This is a genomic window from Burkholderia sp. Nafp2/4-1b (genome assembly GCF_003635165.1).
Lineage (GTDB): Bacteria > Pseudomonadota > Gammaproteobacteria > Burkholderiales > Burkholderiaceae > Burkholderia.
The window spans coordinates 76,387-103,273 of sequence record NZ_ML058603.1 but is presented as its reverse complement, the minus strand read 5'-3'; the positions used below and the strand labels follow the sequence as shown (position 1 = coordinate 103,273).

Annotated in this window: 21 protein-coding genes; 6 read left to right on the top strand and 15 right to left on the bottom strand. The window is 64.3% G+C overall.

Annotated features, from left to right (window positions below; translation table 11 throughout):
• Window positions 1–44 precede the first annotated feature (44 nt).
• Window positions 45–1,031, bottom strand: coding sequence for a phage tail protein (locus C7H84_RS12695; protein ID WP_121859122.1), 987 nt, complete (start codon window positions 1,029–1,031; stop codon window positions 45–47).
• Between the two features lie 121 nt (window positions 1,032–1,152).
• Here C7H84_RS12695 and C7H84_RS12690 point away from each other — a divergent pair, with 121 nt between their 5' ends.
• From C7H84_RS12690 to C7H84_RS12670, 5 genes are all read left to right on the top strand, one after another.
• A complete protein-coding gene (locus C7H84_RS12690; RefSeq protein ID WP_121859121.1) occupies window positions 1,153–1,998 on the top strand; it encodes a M15 family metallopeptidase in 846 nt (281 codons plus the stop codon).
• A 301-nt stretch (window positions 1,999–2,299) separates the two neighbouring features.
• A complete protein-coding gene (gene tssM, locus C7H84_RS12685) occupies window positions 2,300–6,247 on the top strand; it encodes a type VI secretion system membrane subunit TssM (protein WP_121859120.1) in 3,948 nt (1,315 codons plus the stop codon).
• Complete coding sequence (tagF, locus tag C7H84_RS12680) at window positions 6,244–7,233, top strand: type VI secretion system-associated protein TagF (protein ID WP_121859119.1); 990 nt, start codon at window positions 6,244–6,246, stop codon at window positions 7,231–7,233. Before tssM ends, tagF begins: the two co-directional genes overlap by 4 nt.
• Before the next feature lie 4 nt (window positions 7,234–7,237).
• Complete coding sequence (locus C7H84_RS12675; protein WP_121859118.1) at window positions 7,238–8,197, top strand: OmpA family protein; 960 nt, start codon at window positions 7,238–7,240, stop codon at window positions 8,195–8,197.
• Between the two features lie 37 nt (window positions 8,198–8,234).
• A complete protein-coding gene (locus C7H84_RS12670; RefSeq protein WP_162999272.1) occupies window positions 8,235–8,810 on the top strand; it encodes a DUF3592 domain-containing protein in 576 nt (191 codons plus the stop codon).
• An 83-nt stretch (window positions 8,811–8,893) separates the two neighbouring features.
• On the opposite strand, the gene C7H84_RS12665 is transcribed toward C7H84_RS12670, so the two are convergent.
• The 14 genes from C7H84_RS12665 to C7H84_RS12600 form a co-directional block, all read right to left on the bottom strand.
• The gene (locus tag C7H84_RS12665) at window positions 8,894–9,208 is read right to left on the bottom strand and encodes a hypothetical protein (protein ID WP_162999271.1); all 315 of its coding nucleotides are present in this window, start codon (window positions 9,206–9,208) and stop codon (window positions 8,894–8,896) included.
• Window positions 9,205–10,161 (bottom strand): hypothetical protein, encoded by a 957-nt coding sequence (locus C7H84_RS12660; protein ID WP_162999270.1) that lies wholly within the window; start codon window positions 10,159–10,161, stop codon window positions 9,205–9,207. The genes C7H84_RS12665 and C7H84_RS12660 overlap by 4 nt, the downstream gene beginning before the upstream one ends.
• Complete coding sequence (locus C7H84_RS12655; protein WP_240462023.1) at window positions 10,127–10,951, bottom strand: hypothetical protein; 825 nt, start codon at window positions 10,949–10,951, stop codon at window positions 10,127–10,129. The genes C7H84_RS12660 and C7H84_RS12655 overlap by 35 nt, the downstream gene beginning before the upstream one ends.
• A complete protein-coding gene (locus C7H84_RS12650) occupies window positions 10,918–12,408 on the bottom strand; it encodes a hypothetical protein (protein ID WP_121859114.1) in 1,491 nt (496 codons plus the stop codon). The genes C7H84_RS12655 and C7H84_RS12650 overlap by 34 nt, the downstream gene beginning before the upstream one ends.
• 2 nt (window positions 12,409–12,410) lie before the next feature.
• Complete coding sequence (locus tag C7H84_RS12645; RefSeq protein ID WP_121859113.1) at window positions 12,411–15,092, bottom strand: type VI secretion system Vgr family protein; 2,682 nt, start codon at window positions 15,090–15,092, stop codon at window positions 12,411–12,413.
• A gap of 68 nt (window positions 15,093–15,160) precedes the next feature.
• Window positions 15,161–16,282: a type VI secretion system protein TssA gene (gene tssA / locus C7H84_RS12640; protein ID WP_121859112.1), complete on the bottom strand. Its 1,122-nt coding sequence runs from the start codon at window positions 16,280–16,282 to the stop codon at window positions 15,161–15,163.
• 44 nt (window positions 16,283–16,326) lie between these two features.
• Entirely contained in the window at window positions 16,327–18,996 is a 2,670-nt protein-coding gene (gene tssH, locus C7H84_RS12635; protein WP_121859111.1) for a type VI secretion system ATPase TssH, read from the bottom strand.
• A gap of 43 nt (window positions 18,997–19,039) precedes the next feature.
• The gene (gene tssG, locus C7H84_RS12630) at window positions 19,040–20,140 is read right to left on the bottom strand and encodes a type VI secretion system baseplate subunit TssG (RefSeq protein WP_121859110.1); all 1,101 of its coding nucleotides are present in this window, start codon (window positions 20,138–20,140) and stop codon (window positions 19,040–19,042) included.
• The gene (tssF, locus tag C7H84_RS12625; protein ID WP_121859109.1) at window positions 20,104–21,939 is read right to left on the bottom strand and encodes a type VI secretion system baseplate subunit TssF; all 1,836 of its coding nucleotides are present in this window, start codon (window positions 21,937–21,939) and stop codon (window positions 20,104–20,106) included. Before tssF ends, tssG begins: the two co-directional genes overlap by 37 nt.
• 76 nt (window positions 21,940–22,015) lie before the next feature.
• The gene (gene tssE, locus C7H84_RS12620) at window positions 22,016–22,501 is read right to left on the bottom strand and encodes a type VI secretion system baseplate subunit TssE (protein ID WP_121859108.1); all 486 of its coding nucleotides are present in this window, start codon (window positions 22,499–22,501) and stop codon (window positions 22,016–22,018) included.
• Between the two features lie 62 nt (window positions 22,502–22,563).
• Entirely contained in the window at window positions 22,564–23,067 is a 504-nt protein-coding gene (locus C7H84_RS12615) for a type VI secretion system tube protein Hcp (protein WP_006477093.1), read from the bottom strand.
• 70 nt (window positions 23,068–23,137) lie between these two features.
• Window positions 23,138–24,628: a type VI secretion system contractile sheath large subunit gene (gene tssC, locus C7H84_RS12610; protein WP_121859107.1), complete on the bottom strand. Its 1,491-nt coding sequence runs from the start codon at window positions 24,626–24,628 to the stop codon at window positions 23,138–23,140.
• A gap of 15 nt (window positions 24,629–24,643) precedes the next feature.
• Complete coding sequence (tssB, locus tag C7H84_RS12605) at window positions 24,644–25,159, bottom strand: type VI secretion system contractile sheath small subunit (protein WP_121859106.1); 516 nt, start codon at window positions 25,157–25,159, stop codon at window positions 24,644–24,646.
• A gap of 48 nt (window positions 25,160–25,207) precedes the next feature.
• Entirely contained in the window at window positions 25,208–25,858 is a 651-nt protein-coding gene (locus tag C7H84_RS12600) for a tetratricopeptide repeat protein (RefSeq protein ID WP_121859105.1), read from the bottom strand.
• Between the two features lie 378 nt (window positions 25,859–26,236).
• Here C7H84_RS12600 and tssJ point away from each other — a divergent pair, with 378 nt between their 5' ends.
• Window positions 26,237–26,848, top strand: coding sequence for a type VI secretion system lipoprotein TssJ (gene tssJ / locus C7H84_RS12595; protein ID WP_121859104.1), 612 nt, complete (start codon window positions 26,237–26,239; stop codon window positions 26,846–26,848).
• Window positions 26,849–26,887 lie beyond the last annotated feature (39 nt).

Sequence of the window (26,887 nt, the reverse complement as noted above, 5' to 3'; positions counted from 1 at the left end):
CAATGGGCGGCGCAGGTGCGACGAGCGGGTTGGCGTGACGCCGGTTACTGCCGGTTCTCCGGCTGCGCGGCGGTCGGGCAGGCCGGATCCTTGCCCCAGTGGCCGTCGCAGACGCGCCAGCGGCACAGCTGATCCTCGAAGAACCCGCGTGCCGAGCAATCCTTCACGCGCGATGCGAGCGAACCGCCCGTCGTCGCGGCCGTCTTGGTCGGTACGACCTGCCCCTGCTGGGCGGCGGTCTTCTTGTCGGCCGGCTTCGTGCGTGCGACGAGCGCGGCCAGCAGATCCGCATCCGGATCGTCCTTCCCGGACGCCTTCGCGCTCGCGGTACGAGTCGTCGCTTCGCGACGCTTCTTCGCCTGCGCGAGTTCCGCCTGCTGTTCCTTTCGATGCCTGCGCGCCTCCGCCTTCGCTTCGGCCTTTGCATCGGCCTTGCTGCGTGCGGCGACCTTGTCGCTCTTCGCGACATCGGCCTTCGCGGTTTTCGTCGCCGCCGCGGCTGCGGCCGTCGCCGCGACGGCGCCTGCCGTGGCTGCGCCTGCCGTGGCCGTGCCCGATGCATCGTCGGCGCCCTTCGCGAGCGCGCGCGACAAGCGGCTGTCGTCCGCACCCGACACACCTGATGCACCCGATGCGGACGCAACGGACCGCGGGGGGGAATCGTCGTCGACGATCGTCGCCGTCTGCACGGCGGGCGCCGCCGACGCGGCGTTCTGCACGACCTGCCCGGCGGCGCCGCTGTCGCTCTGGGCCTTCGCCGGTGCCTGCGCGGACGCGGCGGCCACGACGGCCTGCTCACCCGATTGCTGCTGCCAGCGCCATGCGCCCCAGCCGCCGACGGCGACCACGAGCGCGACGACGGCCGCGATCGGCGCCTTCAGCGAACGGCGCGGCGGTTCGGCGGGCGGCGTGACACGTCCTTCCAGATTCGCGAGAATGCGCGACTGCTGCGATCCGCCCGCGCCTGCCGGTTTGGTATCGGACAGCAGGCTGGGCGGGGTTTTCGAATTTGAATTTTCCGGCGCACTCATTCAGCGTCTCATTGAATCCTGGTTTAATTAACCGCGATAATATAGCCCGGCCTCTCAAAGCAGCCTGATTCTAAGAGCAAGCATTGCAAAACACAATCAATTCCAATTTCCGGGGATTTCGTTGATTGCCGTCGCACTCGTCGCCTATTTCGCCCTCGCCGTCGCGGTTGCGGCACTGTTGCTTTTACCGGGTATCCGCGCGACCGTTTTCGAATCCGTCGCCCAGTTTCACGGCCGCCTGACGCGCCGTGCGAACGATCGCGCCGCCCGCACGCGCAGTCAAATTGTTAAATCGGCAACCGCGACGCGCGGCGCATTAAGCGACGTGCAAAATTTACTGGTTCGGCGGCGCTTGATGATTATGGTGTCGGCAGGTATTCTTGCGACGCCGCCATTGGTGGCCATTGCGTTACGCGGTCGGCAATTGTTTCAATACGACGACACGGCGCGCGTGCCGGACGAGAAGATCGCCGCGCTGCTGCAGGGCGAGCAGCTCGTCCCGCCCCCGCCGTTGCCGCCGGAAGTCTTTGCCACGAAGGAAGTCGAACAGGTGCGGCCTGCGCTGAGAGATGCGAGCCGCGACTGGAACCTGCTGGATCCCGATTTCCGTACGCGTTTGCTGCTGGTCTACAAGATCATGCACGAACAATATGGTTATGAAATGGCGCTGCTGGAAGGTTATCGGAGCCCGGAACGGCAGAACCGACTCGCGCAGATGGGCACCAACGTGACCAATGCGGCGGCCTTCCAGAGTTATCACCAGTTCGGGCTCGCGGCCGACAACGCGTTTTTGCGCGACGGCAAGCTGGTCATTTCCGAGAAAGATCCCTGGGCGATGCGCGGCTACCAGTTGTACGGACAGGTTGCCGAGCAGGTCGGCCTGACCTGGGGAGGCCGATGGAAAATGATGGATCTCGGACACGTGGAATACCATAAACCCGGTTTTAAACTGGGACGCGGCAGCTAGTCAGGGCTGCCGAACAAGAAATAATGAGGGCGGCATGGGGCTTTTTAATCACCCGGCAGGAAACGATTTGGGCGGCGCAATCGATCGGGCATTCCGTTGCGCGATTTTTTCAGGCCGCCGCTTCCGTTTTAATTCTCACAGCGTCCTTTCATTATTGCGCGCGCCGTCTCCGATGCCGCGGGCGCATTGATGCCAGCCCCCTTCATCCCGTTTGACAGCATGGCGACACATCGCGGCGCCACGCTGGCGGCTCGGCGCGCCTGCGTCGCCTCACTGATTCGCACCGGAACCTGAACGTCCTATGCAACGCATCCTCAACGTGCTGACTCATCCGCGTACGCTCTCGATTGTCGGGATCGTCGCGCTAGCGGCGATTCTCTTCATCGTCGCCGACATGCTGCAGCTGCCGCTCCTGTGGGCGGCGATCGCGTTCGCGGCGATCCTCGTGCTGTGGCTCGGCGTCGCGTTGTGGCGCCGCTGGCGCGTGAAGCGCGCGAACCGGCAGCTCGGCCAGGTGCTGGAAGAGCAGGCGGAAACCGGCAAGATCGCCGCGCCGGCCGCAGCCGCACTCGCGCCCGACGCGAAGACCGCCGACCTCGACGTGCTGCGCACCCGGCTGTCCGATGCGGTGAAGACGATCAAGACGTCGAAGATCGGCCAGGTGTCGGGCGGCTCCGCGCTGTACGAACTGCCGTGGTACATCGTGATCGGCAACCCCGCCGCGGGCAAGAGCAGCGCGGTGCTGAACTCCGGCCTGCAGTTCCCGTTCGCGGACAAGAACAACGCGGTGATCCACGGCATCGGCGGCACGCGTAACTGCGACTGGTTCTTCACGACCGAAGGGATCCTGCTCGACACGGCCGGCCGCTATTCGGTGCACGAGGAAGACCGCAGCGAATGGCTCGGCTTTCTCGGCCTGCTGAAGCGCTACCGCCCGAAGGCGCCGATCAACGGCATCATCGTCACCGCGAGCATCGCCGAACTCACCGGCAACCGCCCCGAATTTGCGATCAACCTCGCGAAAAACCTCCGCCAGCGCGTTCAGGAGCTGACGGAAAAGCTCGAGGTGTTCGCGCCGGTCTACGTGATGTTCACGAAGGCCGACCTGATCACCGGCTTCACCGAATTCTTCAGCAGCAGCGACAAGCACGAGTACGACCGCGTGTGGGGCGCCACCCTGCCCTACGAGCCCGACGACAAGCGTGACGTCGTGGCGCAGTTCGACACGCACTTCGAGGAACTCTACGAAGGGCTGAAGGAAATCAGCGTCGCGCAGCTGTCGTTGTCGCGCGGCAACCAGCTGTCGCCGGGCCAGCTGAGCTTCCCGCTCGAATTCTCGACGATCAAGCCGTCGCTGCGCGCGTTCCTCGCGACGCTGTTCGAGAATAACCCGTTCCAGTACAAGCCGATCTTCCGCGGCTTCTACTTCACCAGCGCGCTGCAGGAAGGCGAAACCAACAGCGCGGCCGCGCAGCGCATCGCGAGCCGCTTCGGCCTCGATGCGAGCGCGCTGCCGAAGCCGCACAGCGCGTTCTCGAAGAACGGCTTCTTCCTGCGCGACCTGTTCTCGAAGGTGATCTTCGCGGATCGCCAGACCGTGCGCCAGTTCGCGAGCCCGACCAAGACGCGGCTGCGCTACGCGACCTTCTTCGGCTTCGTCGCGGCGCTCGCGCTCGCGCTCGGCGGCTGGACCTGGTCGACGATCGGCAACCAGCAGCTCGTCGCGAACGTGCAGGCCGACCTCGACAACGTCACGCGCATGCAGCAGGGCCGCAACGACCTGCAGTCGCGCCTGCAGGCGATGGACATCCTCGAAGACCGGATCGAGCAGCTCGAGCAGTTCCGCCGCGACAAGCCGATGTCGGTGTCGCTCGGCCTGTACCAGGGTGACCGGCTCGAGCAGCATCTGCTGACCGAGTACTACAACGGCGTGCGCCAGATCCTGCTGGTGCCCGTCTCGCAGAACCTCGCGTCGTTCATGAAGGACGTGAACGCGCACCCCGAACAGCTCGTGCCGATGACGCGCCCGCCCGAATCGGGCGCCGTGCAGGGCGGCGCGATTCCCGTGTCGACGAACCCGCCGGGCGCCACGCCGCTCGCCGGCGCCGCGCAAGGCGCGTCCGCCGCGACGGCCGCCGCGCCGCAACCGGCTGCCGCACCGCAGGGTGGCCTGTACAGCGACGCGTCGCCGACCAATGTGCAGGATGCGTACAACGCGCTCAAGACCTACCTGATGCTGTCCGACAAGCGTCACGTCGAACAGGCGCACCTGACCGACCAGCTTGCCCGCTTCTGGCGCGGCTGGCTCGAGACCAATCGCGGCAACATGCCGCGCGACGAGATGATCAAGAGCGCCGAGCGCATGATCTCGTTCTACCTGTCGCGCGTGACCGACGACGACTGGCCGATGATCGACGCGAACCTCGCGCTCGTCGACCAGACCCGCGAGAACCTGCGCCGCGTCGTGCGCGGGATGCCGGCCCGCCAGCGCGTCTACGAGGAAATCAAGGCGCGCGCGTCGACCCGCTTCGCGCCGATGACCATCGCGCGCATCGTCGGCGACGGCAACCAGGGGCTGGTCGCCGGCAGCTATGCGATTCCGGGCACGTTCACGCGTGAGGCGTGGTTCGACTACGTGCAGCCGGCGATCCGCGATGCGGCGACCAAGGAACTGCAGGCGAAGGACTGGGTGCTGAACACGTCGACGCAGGACGACCTGACGCTGGAAGGCAGCCCCGAGCAGATCCAGAAGACGCTCGTCGGGATGTACAAGACCGAGTACGCGCAGCACTGGCAGAAGTTCATGCAGGGCATCGCGGTGCAGGGCTTCAGCAGCTTCGGCCAGGCCGTCGACGGGATGAACCGCCTCGGCGACCCGCAGGATTCGCCGATCCGCAAGATCCTCGAGACCGCGTACGACCAGACCTCGTGGGACAACCCGTCGCTCGCGAACGTCGCGATCAAGAAGGCGCAGACGGGCGTCGTGAACTGGGTCAAGCAACTGTTCACGCGCTCGCAGGCCGGCCAGATGGCGGCCGCGAACATCGACATCAACGGCAATCCGGCCGAGGTGCCGATGGGTCCGGTCGGCCAGGAGTTCATCGGGCTCGCGCGGATCGTGGCGACGCACGACGGCACGTCGATGCTCAAGGGCTACATGGACTCGCTGTCGAAGGTCCGCACGCGCTTCAACGTGATCAAGAACCAGGGCGACCCGGGCCCCGGCGCGCGCCAGCTGATGCAGCAGACGCTCGACGGCAACGGCTCGGAACTCGCCGATTCGCTGAAGTACGTCGACGAGCAGATGCTGACCGGCCTCACCGATTCGCAACGCAAGTCGCTGCGTCCGCTGCTGGTGCGTCCGCTGATGCAGGCGTTCTCGGTGGTGATCCAGCCGGCCAGCGCCGAGGTGAACAAGGTGTGGAACGCGCAGGTCTACCAGCCGTTCCAGAGCTCGCTCGCGGCCAAGTACCCGTTCGCGGCGAACGCGAAGGTCGAGGCCGGCGCCGGCGAAATCGCGCAGGTGTTCGGTCCGGACGGTGCGATCGCGAAGTTCGTCGGCACCACGCTCGGCCCGCTCGCGGTGCGCCGCGGCGACACGCTCGCGGCCCGCACGTGGGGCGACATGGGCATCGGTCTCACGCCTGACTTCACGAACGGCTTCGCGCGCTGGGTCGCCCCGCTCGCCGGCGGCGCCGCTGGCGGCGCCGCCGCGGCGGCCGAACCGCAGACCGTGTTCCAGATCCTGCCGCAGCCGAGCACGGGCACGACCGAGTACACGATCGCGATCGACGGCCAGCAGCTGCGCTACCGCAACACGCCGCCGCAGTGGATCAACTTCGTGTGGCCGAACCCGCAGGGTTCGCCGGGCGCGACGCTGTCCGCGACGACTTTCGACGGCCGTACCGTGCAGCTCGTCAACGAGCCGGGCCGCTACGGTCTCGAGAAGCTGATCAACTCGGCGCAGCGCAAGCGCCGCCCGGACGGTACCTTCGACCTCACGTGGATCCAGGGCAGCGTGAACGTGTCGGTGACGATGCGCATCATCAGCACGTCGCAGCCGACCGGCGGCGGCGGCGATCAACCGCAGCAGCAGAGCCTGCGCGGCCTGCAGCTGCCGTCGTCGGTCGCCGACGCGAGCGCGGGCGCCGCGCTGAACGCGACGCAGGCCGGCACGGGTACGCCGGCCGCGGCACCGGCACCGGCCGTCGCGGCCGCCACCGCAACGAACGCACAGGGGGCGCAATGACGCAAACCGTTCAGGCGCAGATCGCCTACTTCGGCAAGATTCCGTCGCGCGGCGACTTCGTGAAGAGCGCGCACAATCCGCAGCTGCTGCAGACGCTCGATCGCTGGATCGCGCAGGCGCTCGAACTGCTCGCGGAGGATCCGCGCTGGAAGATCGTCTACGAGGATGCGAAGCCGATGCACTTCGCGTTCCTCGGCTCGCGCAGCAAGCTCGCGATCGCGGGACACATGGTCGCGAGCCACGACGTGTCGATGCGCCGCTTCCCGTTCCTCGGCGCGACCGCGCTCGAGGTCGACCGCCCGCTCGCGTTTCTTGCGCGCAGCCCGCTCGCGTTCGCGCGGCTGTGGTCGCGCGTCGCCGCGCAGATGCCGCCGCTGCTCGCGAAGGAAGAGCCGCCCGGCGCGCTGCAGGCGCTCGGCGACACGCAGGTACCGATCGACGTCGGCGGCCCCGGCACGTCGCATGACGGCACCTTCAACGACTTCGTCGAACACCAGTCGCTGTACGGCCTGCAGCAGATGCTGCTCGAAAGCGGCCATCCGGTGCGGCTGCGCGGCGCGATGCTCGCGCTCGGCTCGCTGCTGCGCCCCGTGATGCAGAGCGGCTCGTCGCACATCGAGCGCGGCCTCACGCTGCCGCTGCCGGTCGATCCGTTCTATCGCAGCCTCGTCGCCGCGTTCTGGCTCGAACTGATCGCGCCGTTCGTCGCGCAGGCCGACTTCGAGCTCGCGATCTTCATCGGCACGATCGCCGAGCGCGAACGGCTGATCATCGGCTTCAACGGCGCGTCGTCGAAGACGCTGCTGAGCGTCGTCGATCCGCAAACCTACGCCGCCCACAACATCGACATCGACGATCCCGAATGGATCGACGCCCATGCGCAAAACGATCAGCAGATCAGCAAGCTCGTCAGCTACCTCGACCAACCGCAACTCTCGCTGCGCGTCGCCATTGACGCATTCCGCGAAGCGTTCATCGGAGGCTGACGGGATGCCACGCACGATTCAGGTCCGGCGCATGCGCTTCTCGCGCTTTTCCCCCTCCTCGCCCTTCGTTGCCGCTGTGCTCGCTGCCGGCCTCGTCGGCAGCGGCGCGGCCTATGCGCAGAACACCGGCGGCGCGACCGTCACGCCCGTCGGCAACGGGACGGTCGCGGCCGCTGCGCTGCCTTCTGCCGTGAATAACCCCGGCACGGCGTCCGGCACGGTGGTGCACGGCACGGCCGGCACCGTCACGCCGCCGCCCGCGAACGCGGCGCCCGGCCAGGTGGTGGTCGGCGGCAAGGTACCCGACGAGGCAACCAAGGCCGCCGTGCTGCAGAAGCTGCGCGATACCTACGGCGCGGCGAGCGTGGTCGACCAGATCGAGGTCGGCGACGTCGCGACGCCGCCGAACTGGAGCGCGAACGTGCAGAAGCTGCTCGGCACGCAGCTCAAGCAGATCAGCAAGGGGCAGCTGAAGATCAACGGCACGCAGATCGAGATGAAGGGCGAGGTGCACAACGAAGCGCAACGCCAGCAGCTCGCGAGCGACATGGCGAACACGCTGAACCCGACCTATACGATCAAGAACGGGCTGCGCGTGTCGGCGTCCGAACAGGGCGTGCTCGACCAGACGCTCGCGAATCGCACCATCGAGTTCGAGACGGGCAGCGCGACGCTGACGCCGCAAGGCAAGCAGATTCTGGATCAGATGGCGGCCGCGCTCGCGAAGATGCAGAACCGCACGGTCGACATCATCGGGCATACCGACAATTCCGGGAACCGGACGTCGAACATCGCGCTGAGCCAGGCGCGCGCGGATGCTGTGAAGGGGTATCTGATTACGAAGAGCATTCTGCCGCAGCAGATGACGACGACGGGGGTCGGGCCGGATCAGCCTATTGCGCCGAATGATACGGCGGAGGGGCGGGCGAGGAATCGGCGGATTGAGTTCCGGGTGGGGCAGTAGGCGGGGATTCGGCGGGCTATTTAATCCAGTTATTCCAGTGAAATTCGCGCTGCGCTGTTTGCGATCGGTGATTCTTCCGCTCTTCGGTGCAAGCGCCGTGCTGATGGGTGTCGCTGGTACCATCAATTCAGCCATCCTCGTTCGCGCTCGCGCGTGGCCTCATGTCCCCGCCTCCGTCGAGCGATGCGAGTTGTCTCTCCGATATGGCAAATCCGACGCGATATGGGAGGCGCACGCTGTCTTTCGCTATGGCGCCGGACCGACGCGGCACTACGACACGACGTGGCAGCCTGCCGGGTCGCCGGTATATTCGCGTTCGGCCGCATCGAACCTCAGCCGCGAACAGTTCGCCGCGTTCACGAAGACGTATTGCAATGCGGCTGCGGACGATGGCCTGCGCGTTTCGCCGATGTTTCCGGGCATTGCCCGGCGCAACGAAGCGGTCGAGGGCGGAGCATGGGTGCGTGAAGTCGGATTCGGTCTGTTCGCCGTGGTCGCCGGGTTCATGCTGTGTGCGGTGGGCATTGCGCTGCTGCCGTGGATCGAGGATCGCCCGAATCACGCGGTGAAGCGAAAGGCGCCGCGCGCACGGAACCGCGTCAGTGGTTCGTGATGCGGACGGCGTGTCACCACGCCGCCCCGCTACGCCCTCGCGCGACTGCAGTCGCGCCATCGCCGACTGGCAGCCTCACTACTTCAATCATTGGTCAGGACGACCGGTTTCCCGTGTATGCGTTCCAGCCGGAGCGGCATGCCGATCATCAACAGGCTGCTCGTGACGGCAAGGCCGGCGAGAAGCTGCGCGCACGGTATCAGCAGCACCGTGGAGAACAACAGCAAATCCGAATACGTCGACAGCGCCGTCCATATCCGCGCCGCGACGAATACGGCGGGCACGGCAAACACGACGAGCCCCTGACCGATCCGGACGATCGGGCCGCGAGGGTCCGAGAACACGTGCCAAGCGAATCGCAAATTGAAAGAACTCGATGAGGACGAGTCGCCGGTCATTGTCTGAGAATGACCTTCTTGCCGGTCTGACGCTCAAGCTTCAGGGGCAAATACACTCGAAAAAATAAATTTCGCACATAGAAATTCCCGATGATCGAGACCGACATCGGAAATCCGAGGAGCGACAATATTATGCACAACACGTGCGGCCCAACGATTTCGCCTGCGATATGGTTCGTGTTCGATCCAATCGCCGCGGCAAAAGGAATCGAATACGCGACCACCGACATCAACGCTCCTTTCAATGGAGTCCTCGACGTCAAGTGATCAATGTAGCCACCACACGAATGACGCAGAATCAGATTATTGCCATCGTCGTGATAAATCGTATTCAACACCGCATCTTTCTTCGCGGCGCGCCGAAAATCCGAAAGAACCATGATTGCATGCCACCCGATAATGGCGAAGCACACCAGCACCACCGAAACCTTCAGGAAGGCAGGCATCGGAATATACGACACATAGAACAACCAAATGAATGCAATCATCAACCATGGAACCAGCGCCATCATTGAGACGATGCCTTCGACCCAGAGTCTTCGCGATTGCCGATTCATTAGATAGTGGACATACAATGCAATCGACACGAAGCACTGTGCGACCACCATCACCCTCCATATCCAGGGCGTCACCACGCCTAGCTGCGAGAATACGTAATAGATACCGGCCACAAGCATCCCGATCGCCAATCCGATCACCGCCACAGTTCTGTGCAAATCTATCGGCGAGCCGTCGTCAACGTCCGATTTCATATTGACTAGTCTAAACCCCGTCGTCCTCACGCTGGCGCCAAGGGGACGTATTTGCCGAAACCTTGTCTCCCAACAAATAGCCACCGGCCCAATCCCTGATGTTTCCTGCTTCGAGGCGGCGGTGCAGAGACATGCCCCGCACCACCTGCCACAAATGACCACCCGGTTACGGGCCAAGAATGACCCTTTTTCCAGTTTCATGCTCCAGCTTGAGTGGCAGATAAATGTGGAAATATGCCAGCCGCACAAAAAAATGCCCGATTATGAGACAAGAAAACGGAAAACCGATGATGGAAAGCATAATAAACAGTATGTGCGGGCCACCCGATATTTCATACAAACGGCCCGCGAACATGGCATATGCTGTCCCGGCCGAGCCGATCAGCGAAATCAGCCAAATAGGCGGAGCCGGCAGCCAATGCCATGAGCGCCGAAACATTGAGACGCCACGATCCAACGCATCGGGAAATACGATCGTATCCGGCTCGACAACGATCACCTGACGAATCAACCCTAATTGCTCTGTCGCACGTCGATAATTTTTCCAAGTCACCACCATCGAAATCACGGTGACACTAATACAAAACAAAAGCGTGGCTGCACGAATTCGAGTCGGAATCGGAGCAAAGCCGAAATAGAATAGCCAATGGGACCCCATGACCATCCAGATTGGCAATGCTCCGAAGAGAGCCGCGGCGCCCTCCCAATACAATCGCTTCGTGCGACGATTCAGTAGATAGTGTGTATAGACGACTATCGGACAGATCAATTCGACCGCCAAAGCAATTTTCCACGGAAGGTTCGAGGAACGAAATGCTTTGAATGCAATCCAGTAAAGTGCCAATGGAACAAGACCAAGAACCCCACAGATCATTGCAAGCTTGGCATGGTCATCGATTCTCGTTCTGACTTGCACTTTGGGACCACCATCATATAAATATTCCCGCTCAGCCGGCCTCAAGGTATTGCTCCCATTGGAAATACTTCCCATTTCGACTCAGAGTAGGTTGCGGGGTAATCTTTCGCCAACTGTTGCTCCAGAAAAGCGCCGGCTCGGCGAATCACGTTGGCAAAATGATCACCAATCTTTTGCTCGTTCTCGTCCTTTTGATTAAACGGCGCAGCGACGATGTAACTAAAAGTCCATGTGATCAGGACGGCTCCCACTGCGATCATCCAAACCGGCGCTGTAATAGCCGCACCAGCAACCATGGCCCCGCCAGCGAAGACAAACGAAATCGTCGCGGTTGCTGCAACGGTCGCGAGCCACATCTGTGCTACATCGATCCCGATTGTCGCAAGTAGGTTCGCAAAATCCTGCTTCCTCTTGCCATTCTTGCCTATCGTTTCGTAGTCTTGCATCCACGCCATTGTATCCATGGCGATGGCAAACCCCATCGCCCTTCCGGTCATCGTCTTAAGATTGATCGCGGCGTTCGCTGCCTCCCAAGTTGCACGCGTACCCGATGAGAGAGACCCCGTCCCGCCCAATAGCGTCATGACCTGCACGTCATTCGATCTAGCCCGATACGTCGTCAGAAGAAAGCCCAACAGATCCCTTTCCTTCCTGGAAGTCTGGAAGAACATCGTGAATTCCCCATTTGAGTTCCGTACGATGATGAACACCCGATTCCAGAATCTCTTCAATGGACCATTTGGCCCAAACGTATCCCATCCATACGCTAGTCCGCCTGCAATTTGGGCAGTAAGGAAATTTCTGGAAAGCGTGTCGAGCGGATCCCATTTGAATGACTCCGCCCCGCTCGCAAAGAACGCGATGAGTTCAGCAGGAACCATCGACCCGCTGGTCTGTTTGATTTTGAACGCATGGACCGTCGGCAATACGTCTCTCGACCGAGTTGCTTTAGCTTCCGAAAATGGTACCGGCGCCGATGCATATTGCGAAGGATTGAGTAACCTCGCCCCGGCATTGCCGGACCCTATGGAACCTTTCCCACTTGACGGTATCGATGTCGCAGAATGTTGAGCCTCGGGGAACACGTTCCCGACCGCGCTCAATTCTTTCGCGAGACTCTGGTTATTGTGCAGAATGATCAGCATGGGGGCGGGCTTGTCCTTCGGATCGTCTGTACAACCCTTCGTGCAATCAAGCTTGCTAATCGGATAACGTCCGAGTACTTTCTCGCCCTGTGTAAGAATTAAACTTCCTTCGAAAGTACGGCCGAGCCAGATGTGGCATGGTTCCCCATCCTTGAACGTCGTCCTGCCGACATTCGCTTTCTGCTTGGTGTCATAAAAGCGCCCAGTGGGCCGATCAGGATGTGTCGTGGTGACGGTATACGCCGCACCCGGCTGAAGCTTGATGTCGAACACCACGTCCCGATGCTTGCGCAACAGCACCGTCAACTCCGTCTCGGCAGCGCACTTGACCGGCTCCCCTGGCAGATCAATACAAACGTTATGTTGAACAAGCGCCTTGCCACCCATGTTCACTCTCCCATCCGCTTGACCTGACTGGCCACGAACTCGTCAAAATCGATGTTCTTCAATTCCGCCTTGCCTTCCGCGTCGAGCGCGACGCTATGCTCGGTCCCGTCCTCGGTCGTGAACTTGATCGGCTCGCCGTGCGGCACGTTGCCATCGGCATCCACATAGCGAATGCGCATATCCGCCTTCTTGCCTTCCGCCTTGAACGTCTTGTGCATGCTCGTCGGCCCGCTGAACGCGTGCTGACCACCTTTCACGTCGATCTTCCCCGGCGCATGAATCTCGATGTTGCCGCCCTTGATTCGGACATACGCACCGCCTGACGTCAGCAGAATCTCCTCCTTCGCGACGCCTTCGATCGTCGCGGTCGCGGACAGCAGCTTCACTGCTTTCTGCGCGACCATCTCGACATTGTCGTTCTGCGCCTGTATCTCGACCGCGCCTTTCCCGGCAAAGAACTTCATCCCCGCGTTCTGCGCAAACAGGCTGAGCTTCTCCTTGACGCTCGCCACCAGCGATTTGCCGCTGGCAACATGCGTGCTTTGACCGCTCACGACATTGACGTGCCGATCCGCAGCGATGTGCGCACTTTGCTGCGACGCCACCCCGATCCCCGCCGGGCTCGCGAACAGCATCACCGGTTCCTTGAACGCATTCGCATTCCCCGTCCCGCCACCGCCAGTCCTGCCGCCGCCCGCCGTCGCGCCCGCCACGCTGTTCTGCGTCGCATCCGCAAACTGCTTCAACGCGTCGTGACCGGTGCCAAGACTCTCCGCCTGATGCATCTCGCTGACCTGCGACAGCGACTCGAGCAGCCCTTCCGCGTTGCCCAGTTGCTGCTTCGCTTCGCTCACGTCCAGCGGCTGACTGTTCGCCTGCTTCGGATGCGTCGTCACATACAACCCCTGCCCGGCACGCATCGCCCCGTACGCATCCGTGCGCAGATCGAAACCGGAGCCGAGATACGCGCCGCGCGTGTTGCCGTTCTGCTCGATCAGATAACCGAGATGAAGCAGAGAATTCGCGCTGCTGCTGAACAGGCGCGCGCGGTTCTGCCCGGTCGCGTCGTCGAGCACCATCTCGTTGTGCCCCGATCCCGCGTACTCCTTCGACCGGAAGCCCGACAGGATCCCGTCGCTGTGCCATTGCGGCTTGGCAGCGCCGTTGTACACGCGATGCATGACGATCGGCCGGTCGCAGTCGCCGCCGATGTATCCGACCAGCACTTCCTCGCCGACGCGCGGAATGTGCACGCCGCCATAACCGCCACCGGTATCCGACTGCACGACGCGCATCCAGCACGATGCGGTCTCGCGGCCTTCGCTCTGCCGATCCCAGACGAACATGACCTTGATCCGGTTCAGCTCGTCGGTATAAACCTCCTCGCCCTTCGGCCCGACGACGATGGCCGTCTCGAGCTGCATCGCGGGCTTGCGATGCTCGAACGGGCTGCGGTACGGCACGCTCGCGCGTTGCGCTTCGACCTCGACGAGATAGAACCCGGCGGAGCCGTCGTCATGCCCGACTTCGAACCCCGCGGCCTTCCCGTGACCTGCCTTCGCCTGCGCGAGCTGGTCCCGCAGGCTATGCGGGAAATTCGCTTCGTGATCGGAGACCGGCAGATTGTTCTCGATGTAGCGCGTCACGCCGATCGCCGCGAATTCGCGATCGCTCGCCGCATCGCGATCGTGCTCGGGATGATCGGCCAACGTGAAGCGCCGGCCGGCATCGATCCCGCGCACGCCGCCCACGCCGAAGAAACGCTTCGCGCGCGACTCCCACTCCTCGAGGCGAATCTTCGACAGATGTTCGCCGCGGTCCTGCCCCGGATACGTGTACGCGCCGGTGTATTCGTAGATTTCCGTCTGGCCCGGCAGGTCGCCCTGGCCGCCCTTCGTGGGCAGCGACGTGCCGTTCGGATTGCCCGCCGATGACGGCGATTTGTAGTCGAACGTGCGCGTGGTGTGCTGCGTGCTCTGCAACGTTCGCGACGCGGCCCACTGCGTGAAACCGGCGGTTTCGGTGCCGCTGCCCGAGCGATCGAACCTGACGGTATTCGGCGACAGTGCGTCGACCGCATGCAGGTCGTCGGTGACGACGAACGTGTGCGCGTTCCCGTCCTCGCTGTGCCGCCAGAAGCCGAACAGCCCTTCGTCCTCCATCAGCCGATGCACGAAGTTCCAGTCGGTTTCGCTCTGGCGGCAGTACGAGCGGGACGGCAGCGGCTTCGACAGCGCGAACTGGTATCGGCCCTTGGCCTGCGGATGGCTGTCGAACACATCGGAGAGAATCGCGTCGACCGGCTTGTCCTGCCAGTACCGCATGTCGCTGCGGAACTTGAGGAAGTGCATCCACGACGCGAAGCGCAGTTGGTAACTCGACAGGCTGCCGTCGGCGCCGAGCCGACGCGCTGTATGGATATAACCGTTGATCGGCAGATACGATTTGTCCGCCTGCTGGATCCACAGCGTGATCGGCTGCGCGATCAGCGTCTTGAGCTCGACGTCGCTCGCGGTGGAAACCAGATCGAGCGCCACGCTGAAATCGCGGCCGAGCTCGGAACGGATCACGGCGCGGCGCGGCACGAGCGCATTGTTCGGCAGCGATGGGATGTCCGTCTTCAGCAGGCGGTCCTGCTGAATCAGGCCGCCACGAATCGCCTGCGCCAGTTCGGTCACGTTCATTCGTCACCCCTTCTTCTCGTTCATCGCGAACCCGCCGGGCCCGCGCTCTCAGGTCTGCCAGCCGTGGCTCACGACTGCTCGTCGGGCCTCACGCCGAGCAACTCGCGGATATGCGACAGCGACCCGTCGTCCTTCACGACGCTCTCGAGCCACTTGTGCAGCGGCATGTCGGCCCATTCGGCGGCCTTGTCCGCGAGATACGCGACCGGGCTGTGCGGCTCGGTCTGGCGGAAGTAACGCGCGACCGCCCGCAGCTGGTCGACGGCCTGCGCGCGGTTCTGGATGCCGGCGATCATCTGCGTGGCCGGCGGACGCGGAGCGGTCTGCGACTGCACATGGGTCTCCTGGGTGTGAAACGCGTCGCCGAAGCTCGGCTCGACGCGCTCGGGCTGCGCCTGCGGCGCCGACGGCGCATGCGGCGCGCTGCCCGTATAGCCCTGTTCGCGCGCGAAGCGCTCGACGAGCCGGTACACGGTCTCGAACGCGTCGCGTGCCTGCCGGAAGCTCGGCGCCGAATCGCCCGCACGTTCGACGAGCCGCTCCTCGAACGCGTCGAGCGAGATTTCGAACGCCTTCAGGTTCGCGAGCAGCGTCGAGTAGAACGCGATCGGCGTCACGCGCCGCGACGCATCGACCTGCTCGACGGACGGCTTGCCGCGGGCGATGTCGTCGGCGTGTTCGGGGTCGCGCTTCACGGCCTGCGCCACATGCTGCGCGACTTCCCAGTCGAGCGTGGTGAACGCGTTCGACGCGCCTTCGGTCACCGGGATGCCGCGCAGCAGCTCGGCGGTACGGCCGGACAGCCACGCGACGTTGCCCAGCCGGTACTCGACATCGTCGCCTTCGGGCAGCGGATGCACGGTGTCCCAGTAATCGCGGCACAGGCCTTCCAGCAGCGCGTAGCCTTCGGTGAGGCCGGTGATGCCGTCCTCGAGCGCGAGCGCCTCGGTCAGCCACACGGCGAGCCGCAGGTCCTTCGTGCGCGTGCGCAGCAGTTCGCCCGCGTGATCGACGACGAAGCCCCAGTCGGCCTCCTTGATCTCGGTCACCCACTCGCCCTGGTCGAGCGTCGGATCGTCATAGCGCCGCGCGTCCTGGATCGCGTCGAATTCGTTCGAGAACAACAGGTCGTCGCCGCTGGGCGACGCGTCGCTGATCGGCGTCAGCAGCTCGGGGAGATTGATCGGCATGGTTCAGTGAATCCGTTGATGCATGAGATGTCGCGTGCGGGGGCTCATTCGACCGTATAGGCGAATTCGCCGGCCTCGTCCGCGCGCACCGCGATGCGCGCGATGGCCGCGCCGTCGGCGATCCGGCCGAGCACGTGGCCCGCAATCTCCGGCAGCAGCGTGCCGTTCAGAATATGGTCGACGTTGCGGGCGCCCGAGTCGACCTCGGTGCAGCGCGCGAGCACCGCCTCGACGAGCGATTCGTCCCACTCGAACGCGGCCTTGTGGTTCGCTTCGATGCGGCGGCGGATCCGTTCGAGCTTCAACTCGATGATCTCGGCCAGCACGTCGTCGGAAATCGGGTAGTACGGCACGACCTTCATCCGGCCGAGGAACGCCGGCTTGAACGTCTTGTACAGCTGCGGGCGCAACGCGTCGGCGAGCGCGTCCGGATCGGGCAGCTCCTCGGCCGGCTTGTTCAGGCACGCCTGCATCACGGCGGCCGACCCGACGTTCGACGTCAGGATGATCAGCGTATTGCGGAAGTCGATCTCGCGCCCTTCGGCGTCGTCCATCGTGCCCTTGTCGAACACCTGGAAGAACATCTCGAGCACGTCCGGGTGCGCCTTCTCGACCTCGTCGAGCAGCACGACGGAATACGGATTGCGGCGCACGGCCTCGGTCAGCACGCCGCCTTCGCCGTAGCCGACGTAGCCCGGCGGCGAACCCTTCAGCCCCGACACGCTGTGCGCTTCCTGGTACTCGCTCATGTTGATCGTGACCATCTTGCGCTCGCCGCCGTACAGGATGTCGGCCAGCGCGAGCGCCGTCTCGGTCTTGCCGACGCCCGAGGGCCCGACGAACATGAACACGCCGCGCGGCTTGTTCGGATCCTCGAGGCTCGCGGTCGCCGTGCGCACGCGCTGCGCGATCGCTTCCAGCGCATGGTCCTGGCCGATCACGCGTGCGGCGAGCAGCGGCTGCAGGTTCAGCACGGTGTCGATCTCGTCCTTCACCATCCGGCCAAGCGGAATGCCGGTCCACGCGGCGACGATCTCGGCGACGACGTGGCCGTCGACCTGCAGCGGCACCATCGGCTCGCCGCCCTGCAGCGCGTGCAGCGCCGCGACGCGTTCGGCGAGTCTCTCGCGCGTGGCCGGCACGTCGACCGGCGCGCCGTCTTCCGACGGGCCGCGCGACTTGTCCAGCGCGTCGCGCAGTTCGGTGATCTCGGCGACGATCACGCGCTCGGCTTCGTAGCGCTCCTCATCCTTCGCCAGTTGTTCGAGCGCCGTGTCGCGCGCGCCGCGCAGCTCGCCGAGCCGCTCGTCGTGCGCTGCGCCGCCGGCCGCTTCGCGCTCCAGCGACGCGATTTCCGCGTCGATGCGCTCGATGCGCTTCTTCGTGTCGTCGATTGCAGCCGGTGTCGCGCTGTGCGCGAGCGCGACCTTCGCGCACGCGGTGTCGAGCACGCTGATCGCCTTGTCCGGCAGCTGGCGGCCGCTGATGTAGCGATGCGACAGGCGCACGGCCTCAGTGATCGCGTCGTCGAGGATCCGCACGTTGAAGTGCTTCTCCATCAGGCCCGACATCCCGCGCAGCATCGCGGCCGCGAGCGGCTCGCTCGGCTCCTCGACCTTCACGACCTGGAAGCGCCGCGCGAGCGCCGCATCCTTCTCGAAGTACTTCTTGTATTCGCTCCACGTCGTCGCGGCGATCGTGCGCAGTTCGCCGCGCGCGAGCGCCGGCTTCAGCAGGTTCGCCGCGTCGTTCTGGCCGGCCTGGCCGCCCGCGCCGATGATGGTGTGCGCCTCGTCGATGAACAGGATGATCGGGTGCGCGCTCTTCTTCACCTCGTCAATCACGCTCTTCAGGCGGTTCTCGAACTCGCCCTTCACGCTCGCGCCGGCCTGCAGCAGCCCCATGTCGAGCACGTGCAGCGCGACACCGCGCAACGGCGGCGGCACGTCGTCGGCCGCGATCCGCAGCGCGAGGCCCTCGACGACCGCCGTTTTGCCGACGCCGGCCTCGCCGGTCATGATCGGGTTGTTCTGGCGGCGGCGCATCAGGATGTCGATCGCCTGACGGATCTCGGCTTCGCGGCCGATCACCGGGTCGATCTTGCCGTCGCGCGCGCGCTGCGTGAGGTTGGTCGTGTACGTGTCGAGCGCGGGCGTCTTCGACGGGCCGGCCGCGGGCGCCGCGCCGTCTGCGGCCGGCGCGACGTCGCTGCCTTCGTCGTCCGCCTGGCGCGGCTCGGCTTCGCTCGAACCGATCATGATCTCGTCGAACTTGTGCTTCAGGTCCGTCACGTTCATTTCCGCGAACTGCGACGACATGCGCTGCGCGAATTGCGCGAGATCGGGCGCGGTCAGCAGCGCGAGCAGCAGATGACCCGAGCGGATGCGCCCGAGCTGCGAATCGAGCGACGCGATCAGCCATGCCTGTTCGAACAGCGCGATCAAATGCACGGAGAACACCGGCGTACGTGTGTTGCCTGTTTTCAGGCGCGTGAGTTCGCGCTCGAGATCGGCATGCAGCGCATGCGGATCGACGCGGCTCGCGCGCAGCGCGAGCGGCAGGTCGCCGGTCGCTTCGTCGAGCAGCGCGAGGAACAGATGCTCCAGATCGACCTCGTAATGGCCGCGCGCCAGGCACGCGCTCGCCGCACGCTCGGTCGCGTGCCGGCACAGCGGGTTCAGTTTCGTGATCAGGGTCTTCAGAGGCGTGCTCATGGCGTCGATCTCAGGTTCGATTGCGTGTTGTTGTCGTTCGGAATCAGTGAATCACGTGCAGTTCGTAGCGGGCATCGGACCGGTCGTCGACCGCGTCGCGCGTGCAGAGGAACGCGTCCCAGCCGAGCCGCGAGCCCGCGCCGAGCACGCTCGCGCCGACTTCGGTGCGCTTCAGCACCAGCTTCACCTCGTATTCGAGCGTGACGCCCGCGAGCAGCGTCAGCATCCGTTCGAGCGCGACGGCCTGCGGCCCGCCGGGCAGGAATGCCTCGTAGTCGCGCTTGGACAGCGGGCCGACGACGATCCGTGCGCGCATGTCGCGCTGCCATACGCGTTCGCCGACGAGCGCCGTCGCGCCGAGCACCGCGTTGACCTCGCCGAGCACGCTCAGCTGGTCGGGCGGCACGTCGTACCACTTGCCGACGAACTGGTCGATCTTCACCGGCACGCGGAAGTAGTCGGACAGCGTGCGCTGCAGGTATGCGGCCGACATCGGCCGGTGCCGCGCGGCGAGCGCATAGCCGGCGACGGCCTCGTCGAGCACACCGCCCGCACCGGCCGCGAGGCTGTCGCGCACCTCGTCGCTCGGCACGCCGGCAATGGCGAGCAGGAGCGGCAGGTAGCGCTCGTCGCGATCGAGTTCGTAATGGAACGGCAGCCGATACTTCTTCCACGCCGCATAGAACAGCGCGGTCGCGCGGTTCGAGAACACGTCGAAGAACGCGCGCGCCGCGTGGTCGCGCTTCAGGTGCTCGCGCGCGACGATCTGTTCGGTGTAGTGCAGCGGCAGCGCGCCCTGCCCGCCGAGCAGCCCGAAGAACGCGGGCGTCAGTTCGACGTGTCCAAGCTCGCCGGCCGCGAGCGCGGCACCGCGCTGCTCGCCCGAATCGAGCGGCGTGCCGCCGTCGTCGAACGAGCGGGCGCCCTCGATCTCGCTCGGCGGGAAGCCGAGCGACAGCGTGTTGCGGAATTCGATGCGCTGCGCGACGACGTCGCCCTGCCGCCAAGCACCGGGTGCATCGGACGCCTGCCGCGCGAACAGTCCTTCGAGCACACGCACCGCCTGGAAGAACTCGAAGCGGTGCGGCTCGTCGAGCAGCGCGTCGACTACGCCAGGATCGATTCGCCGGTTCGGGGCTTGCATCGGATGATCTCCTCGCCGGTGCGCTTCGACACCACGACTAGTTGAACGAAACTGTTGAGGTGGACGTACAGCCCGAAGAAGCTGTCGAGCACGCGCACGAACGATGCGAGGCTCGCGCCGACGAAGTGCTCCTCGTCGATCGTCAGGCGGATCTCGATGCCGCGCACGAACGTCGCGAACGGCTTGCCGGGCAGCCACTGCACGGCACCGCGCTGCTCGATGCCGGCGAGGCCGTCGATCTGACGCATCGATACGGCGGTGCGCCGCAGGTCGTACAGCGTCAGCATTTCCTTCAGCGGCGCGAGCCCGTGCGCAACCAGCGACACGTGGTTCAGCGCGAGGTGCGATACGAGCCGCCAGTGCGCGGCGCGGCCGCGCTCGAAGCGCACGCTCTGCGTCGGGCGCCGCAGCAGCGAGATGCCGCTCGTCTGCGCGCCGCCTTCCTGGAACAGGTCGCCGCCTTCGAGGCCGAACGCGAGCATCGACGGCAGGTCGCGGTTCGTGCAGGTGAGATCGAGGCTCAGCGTGTCGGTCTGCGGCGAGGTCGGCTCGAAGTCGATGTCGACGATCGAGATCTCGGTTTCGTAGCCGGGGCTTTTCCGCGCGACCCAGTCGTTGCGGCGCGCGAACCAGTAATGACCGATCCGCGCCGCTTCTCCGTGATGCAGCGAATAGAACGGCCGGAACTCGATCACCGATTCCTCATGCGCCTGCTGCCGCACGAGCTTCACGGAATCGATCGAATACACCTCGTACGCGAACGCGCGGCGCGCTTCGGCGATCACCGGATACGACACCGCGCGGTGCGTGATGCGGATCGGCTCGCCGTGCTGGCGGAACAGGTTGACGATCGGCGTGCAGAACAGCCGGAAATGGCTGGCGGTCAGCAGCTCGAGCAGCCGCGCGACGTGCGAATCGCTGCGCACGTCCTGCAGCACCAGATGCAGCGTCGCGCGCTGGCAGCGGCCCGACGCGCGCGCGATCGCCGCGAGGTCGAAATCGACGAAATCGAACTTGTCGGGGAACGCGAAGTATTCGGTGAGCAGCCGATACGCGGGATGCGACTTCGCCGGGTAGTCGATCAGCGCGTCGTCCTCGTCGAAGCCGGCGTGCGCGATCGGCAGCTTGCGCAGCGGCGTCCAGCGGCCGTTGCGCTCGGGCTCGACATACGCGCCGAGCACGTTGACGAACAGGCAGTCGGTCAACGCGGCGACGAACGACTGCTCGCCATGCAGGTGCGCGCGCAGCGTCGACAGCTTCAGCGCGCCGAGATCGAGCTGCGCGGCGAGCGATTCGAACGTGATCGAGATCACGCCCGTCGCGTTGGACGGCAGCACCGTCGCGCTCGGCGCGAGCGCGACCGGCATGTAGCGCGCCTCCGAGATGCGGATCGGCGCGAGCGTCACGTCATATGCGGTGCGGAAGCGGCACTGCACGCCGCGGATCGGCCGGCTCTTCAGCTCGGTGCCGCGATCGATCACGACCGGTTCGGTCTGCTGGCCGGGCGACGCCGGCGTGAACTGCGCGATCGAACACGACGGGAACGGCCGCAGGTAGTGCGGATACAGCACTTCCAGCAGCGCTTCGGTGAATTCGGGGTAGTCGTCGTCGAGCTTCTTGTTGATGCGTGCGCCGAGCAGCGCGAACGACTCGATCATCCGCTCGACGTGCGGATCCTCGCAATGCTCGCCGGACAGCGCGAGCCGCGCGGCGATCTTCGGATAGCGTTCGGCGAAATCTCGCGAATAGCGCCGCAAAAACGATAATTCGCGCTCGTAATACGGCAGCAATTCTTCCATCGACGACCCCGAACCTCAATATTTCCTGCCGGACCTGATCTACCACCGGGCGGTCCGGCCCGCTCGGCGGCTTGATTTACAGCATTCTGGCCGCGCGGGTGCGCGTGACCGAATACTGCAGCGTCGACGGCTGCAGCATCGCGTCGAAACTCACCGGCTCCTCGGCCGGATGCACGACGAGCAGCGCCTGGATCGCGAAGTAAAGCGCGTTGGTCGACTGCTCGTTCAGCTCGAAGGTCACCTGCACCTGCTGCAGCCGCGGCTCGTGGCGCGCGATGGCCTGCTGGATCGACTTGCAGATGAACGCGCGGTCGTAGTGACTCGCGAGGCTCAGCCCCGCGAAATCGTTCAGCCCGTAGGTCAGCACCGACTTCTGGCATTCGGGCAGCGCCTCGAGCTCGATTTCGGTGTGTGCGATACGGGTGTTGAGGATCGCCTCGACGTCGCGGGCGACCGTGTTCTTCAGCTCTTCCAGCGACAATTGCCGCATCGCGGCCGAGGCCGGCAAGTGCGGTTCGTCGTCGAACAGCTTGTCGAGAAAACTGGGTTCGAATCGTTTCATCGGACGGCCTGCACAGCGAAAACGGCAACGGGACGCCGAGCGCCCCGTTGCCGCAACCGACCTTAGACCGCGTAGGTCTTGTCGTTCTTCGTCAGGCTCCAGGCGCCTTGCGTGTTGCCGCCCTGGTTGCCGCCGATCTTCTGCTGGGTCTGCTTCCACTGCACGGCTGCGTACTTCAGCGAGAACGTCTCGAGCGGCAGACCTTCTTCGCGAACGCTCGGTGCGATGCTCGAGATGATCACGTACTTGAGCTTCACTTCCAGATACTGCACGCGCTTGCCTTCACCGTCCGCGCGCGAGAAATGGACCGTCACTTCGTCGAACGTGGTGCCGCCCGATGCGTGCTGGTACAGCAGCGGGCTCGACGAATCGATTTCCTTCGTGAAAATCATGTCGCCGTGCTCGCAGCGCGTCATCGTGTGACCGCCAGCGGTCGATGCCGTTGCCGAACGCGGTTGAACGATCGAGTGATCCCACGATTTCAGCTCGATCCAGCCTTGATGGTCCTTGTCCGCGGATTCGCCCTTCACCGCCGGACTACCAAACTGCAAGTGCATATGTAACATGGCCCTTCGACTCCCCAAAGAGGTGGTTTTAACGTCCTACCCAGGCGGCCCGCCCGGGCGATTTACTCGCTTATGAATTTGCCGGTTTGGGCAGATCAGCGACAAGTCGCAGAGAAATCGAGAGTTCGTCGAGCTGAAAGTGCGGACGCAGGAACGCGACCGAACGATACGAGCCCGGCTTGCCCGGAATCTCCGACACTTGTATGGATGCCTCGCGCAGCGGAAATTGCGCTTTCTGTTCCTGCGAGGCGTTGTCGTCGAGCAGGACGTATTGCGAAATCCACCGGTTGAGGAAAGTCTCCACGTTCTGCGCCGATGCGAAGCTGCCGATCTTGTCCCGCATCATCGCCTTCAGGTAGTGCGCGACGCGCGATACCGAGAAGATGTACTGAAGCTGGGCGGACAGGACGGCGTTCGCATTCGCGCTGTCGGTGCTGTATTTTTTCGGTTTCTGCACCGATTGCGCGGCGAAGAACGCAGCGTAATCCGAGTTCTTGCAATGCACGAGCGGGATGAAGCCGAGGTCGCTCAGCTCCTTCTCGCGGCGATCGGTGATCGCGATTTCGGTCGGGCACTTCAGCGCGACTTCACCGTCGTCGGTCTTGAACGTGTGGGTCGGCAGGTCCTCGACGAGGCCGCCGCCTTCGACGCCGCGGATCGCCGCGCACCAGCCGAAGTCGTCGAACGCGGCCGTCAGGCGTGCCGCGAACGCCCACGACGCGTTGCACCACAGGTACTTGTCGTGTTCGGTGCCGTCGACGTCCTCGACGAAGTTGAAGTTCTCCGCTGTCTGGCCGTCCTTCGGATTGAACGGCAGGCGGCCGAGGAAGCGCGGCAGCGTCAGGCCGACGTAGCGCGAGTCTTCCGAATCGCGGAACGACTTCCACTTCGCGTATTCGACCGTGTCGAACACCTTGCCGAGATCGCGCGGCTTGCCGAGGTCGGAGAACGACTCGAGGCCGAGCAGCTCCGGCGACGCCGACGCGATGAACGGCGCGTGCGCGGCCGCCGCGACGTGCGACATCTGCTCGATGAAGTACATGTCTTCCGGCTGGCGCGAGATCTCGTAATCGCCGATCAGCGCACCGAACGGCGACCCGCCGAACGTGCCGAACTCTTCTTCGTAGACCTTCTTGAACAGCGCGCTCTGGTCGAACTCGCTCGCACCCTTGAAGTCGCGCACGAGGTCGCGCTTCGGTGCGTGCAGCGCCTTGATCTTGATCGTCTGGCCCGTATTGCTTTCCTTGACCAGGTAGTCCAATCCGCGCCACGTGCTTTCCAGGCGCTGGAATTCCGGCGCGTGCATCACCGCGGACAGCTGGGTGGAGATCAGGCGGTCGAGCTCCGCGACGCGCGCGTCGATCGTCGCCGACAGGTTGTCCGACACGATCACCGTGCCGTCGAGCACCTGGTGCACGAGTTCGCCGATCAGGTCCTTCGCGCGCGCGTGCTCGGAATCGGATTTCGCGACCTTGCTCTTCTCGACGATATCGTCGAGCAGCGAAGTCCCGGCGGCGTATTCCGCGCCGCTCGCTTGGGCCGCAGCCGTTTGCTGGTTCATCTCAACACTCCGTCGTCATTCGCCGTCTTTGTCGCTGCCCGTGCCCTTCGCGAGCTCCTGCAGCTGCTGCGTGTTCTTCAGCACCTCGGACAGCAGGTCCTCGAGCTTGTCGTTGCCGGCGAGCTTGTTGCGCAGGTCGGCGAGCTTCGAGCGCGCCTCGAGCAGGCGGCGCAGCGGCTCGACCTGTTCGACGACTTCGTCCGGGCTGAAATCCGACAGCGAACGGAACTTCAGGTCGACCGCGAACTTGCCGCCTTCCGGGCTCAGGCGGTTTTCCACCTGGAACGCGGCGCGCGGCTCGATCGCCTTCATCACGTCGTCGAAGTTGTCGCGGTCGATGTTGACGAACTTGCGGTCGCGCAGCTTCGGCTGCTCGACTTCGGACTGGCCCGCCAGATCGCCGACGACCCCGACGACGAACGGCAGCTCCTTCACCTCGATCGCGTCGCCCTTCTCGACCTCGTAGGTCAGCTGGACGCGCGGCGGCCGTATTTTCTGCAAGCTTTTCTGAATGCTTTCTTTCTTGGCCATCTCGACGGCTCCCAGGTTAGTTGTGATTTTGTCGCGTCAATCGATCGATCAGCGAAGCGCGCTGAATGGGTCGGCGCCACCCTTTTGCGGTGCCGCGGCCTGCGGCGCGGCGGCCGGCGCCGGTGCCGGCGTCGGCGCGGTCGTTGCTGCTTCGGTGGCCGGCGCCGCACCGGCCTTCGGACGATGAATCACGCGGCGCGTCGTACGCGGCTTCGTGACCCGCTGCTCCGGCGGGAACAGCGCCGATTCGCCGAGCGTGTCGCGCAGTTGCTTCGCGAGCGCCTGCGCATCCGACTTGGCGTCGCCCGCAAGCGACGCATCCTGACGCAGCTCGCCGAGCGACTGCGTCGCGATCCGCAGCCCCGCCACGGCGAGCACGCTCTTCGCCTGACGATCGGTTGCATCGCGCTGCAGGGCTTCCTGCGCGGCGACGATGGCCTGGCCATAATGGTTCTGGGCAAACTGGATCTGCGCGATGCGCGACCACGGTTCCTCGCGCGTCGGATCCGACTTCGCGAGTTGCTGGTACAGGCCGAGCGCCTTGTCCTGATCCCCCGACTTCGCAACGGCGTCCGCGTCGGCCAGCGACTTGTTGAACACCTCGGCAGTCGGCGGCGCCGGCGGCTGGCTCGCACAACCGGCGATCACGCCGCAAGCCAGCACTACCCCAGACAGTTTTGCGAAGAGACGGTCTTTCATCGTTATATCCACCGGCGCGTGAGTATTAAAATCGTTGAGAATCTGGTTCTTTTGCTTTGCAAGAAGCGCGCGGGTATAGTACCGATCAATTTTTCATAATTCAATCGTCGCGTGCAAGGTAATTCCTTTTAAATCCGTGCGCTACCCCTTCGAAACGCCACTGGCAGCCGCCTCGCGGCAGCCTTTTCGATCGATAGGGGCATGCAAATTTTACTTGTGCCGCCGTGTGTCGCGAGGTGGCGGAAAAAATTTCCGAAGGCGCGCTGCGCAGCACGTGCGCTTAATAGTTGGACATCCGATAAGACGGGCATTCGCGGCATACGCGCAAATACCCGGCAGTTTTGACAGGGGAGTTAAAGGCGGCACGCCGGAAACACGATGAGATCGTCCATGATTCGCTTTGCGCTGCCGCCGATTGCCTGCGCGCTCCTGGCCGGATGCGCGGCCGCCCCGTTGCTCGGCTCCGCCGCGAGCGCCGTGTTGCAGGCCGCCGGCGTCGGCAAGCCCGACCTGCCGGATGCCCAGAAGCCGCCGCGCAACATCGGGCTCACGCTGGCCGCCGCGCCCAACCTGAACGCCGCGAACGATCGCAAGCCGCTCGCATTAGTGGTGAGGCTCTACGCGCTGAAGGATCCGACTTCGTTCCAGCAGGCGCCGTTCGACGCATTTACCGATCCGACCAAGGAAAAGGCCGCGCTGGGCGCCGATCTGCTGAACGTGCGCGAAATCACGCTGATTCCCGGCCAGCGCTATATCGCGACCGAAAAGGTATCGCGCGAAGCGCAGGCATTCGGCATCGTCGCGCTGTTCCGCGATCCCGCACTCCAGCGATGGAAACTGACGTTCGACCCGGCGAAGTCGGAGAAATCCGGCATAATCATCGGCCTGCATAATTGCGCGATGACCGTCACCGATGGCAGCGTCATCGCACCGCAACAGGGTGCGCCTTCGCAACCGCTGAATATGCTGTCGTCGGTGACTTGCGGTTAAACATGACGCACGAATGTCAATTAACAAGAGTTAACAAAT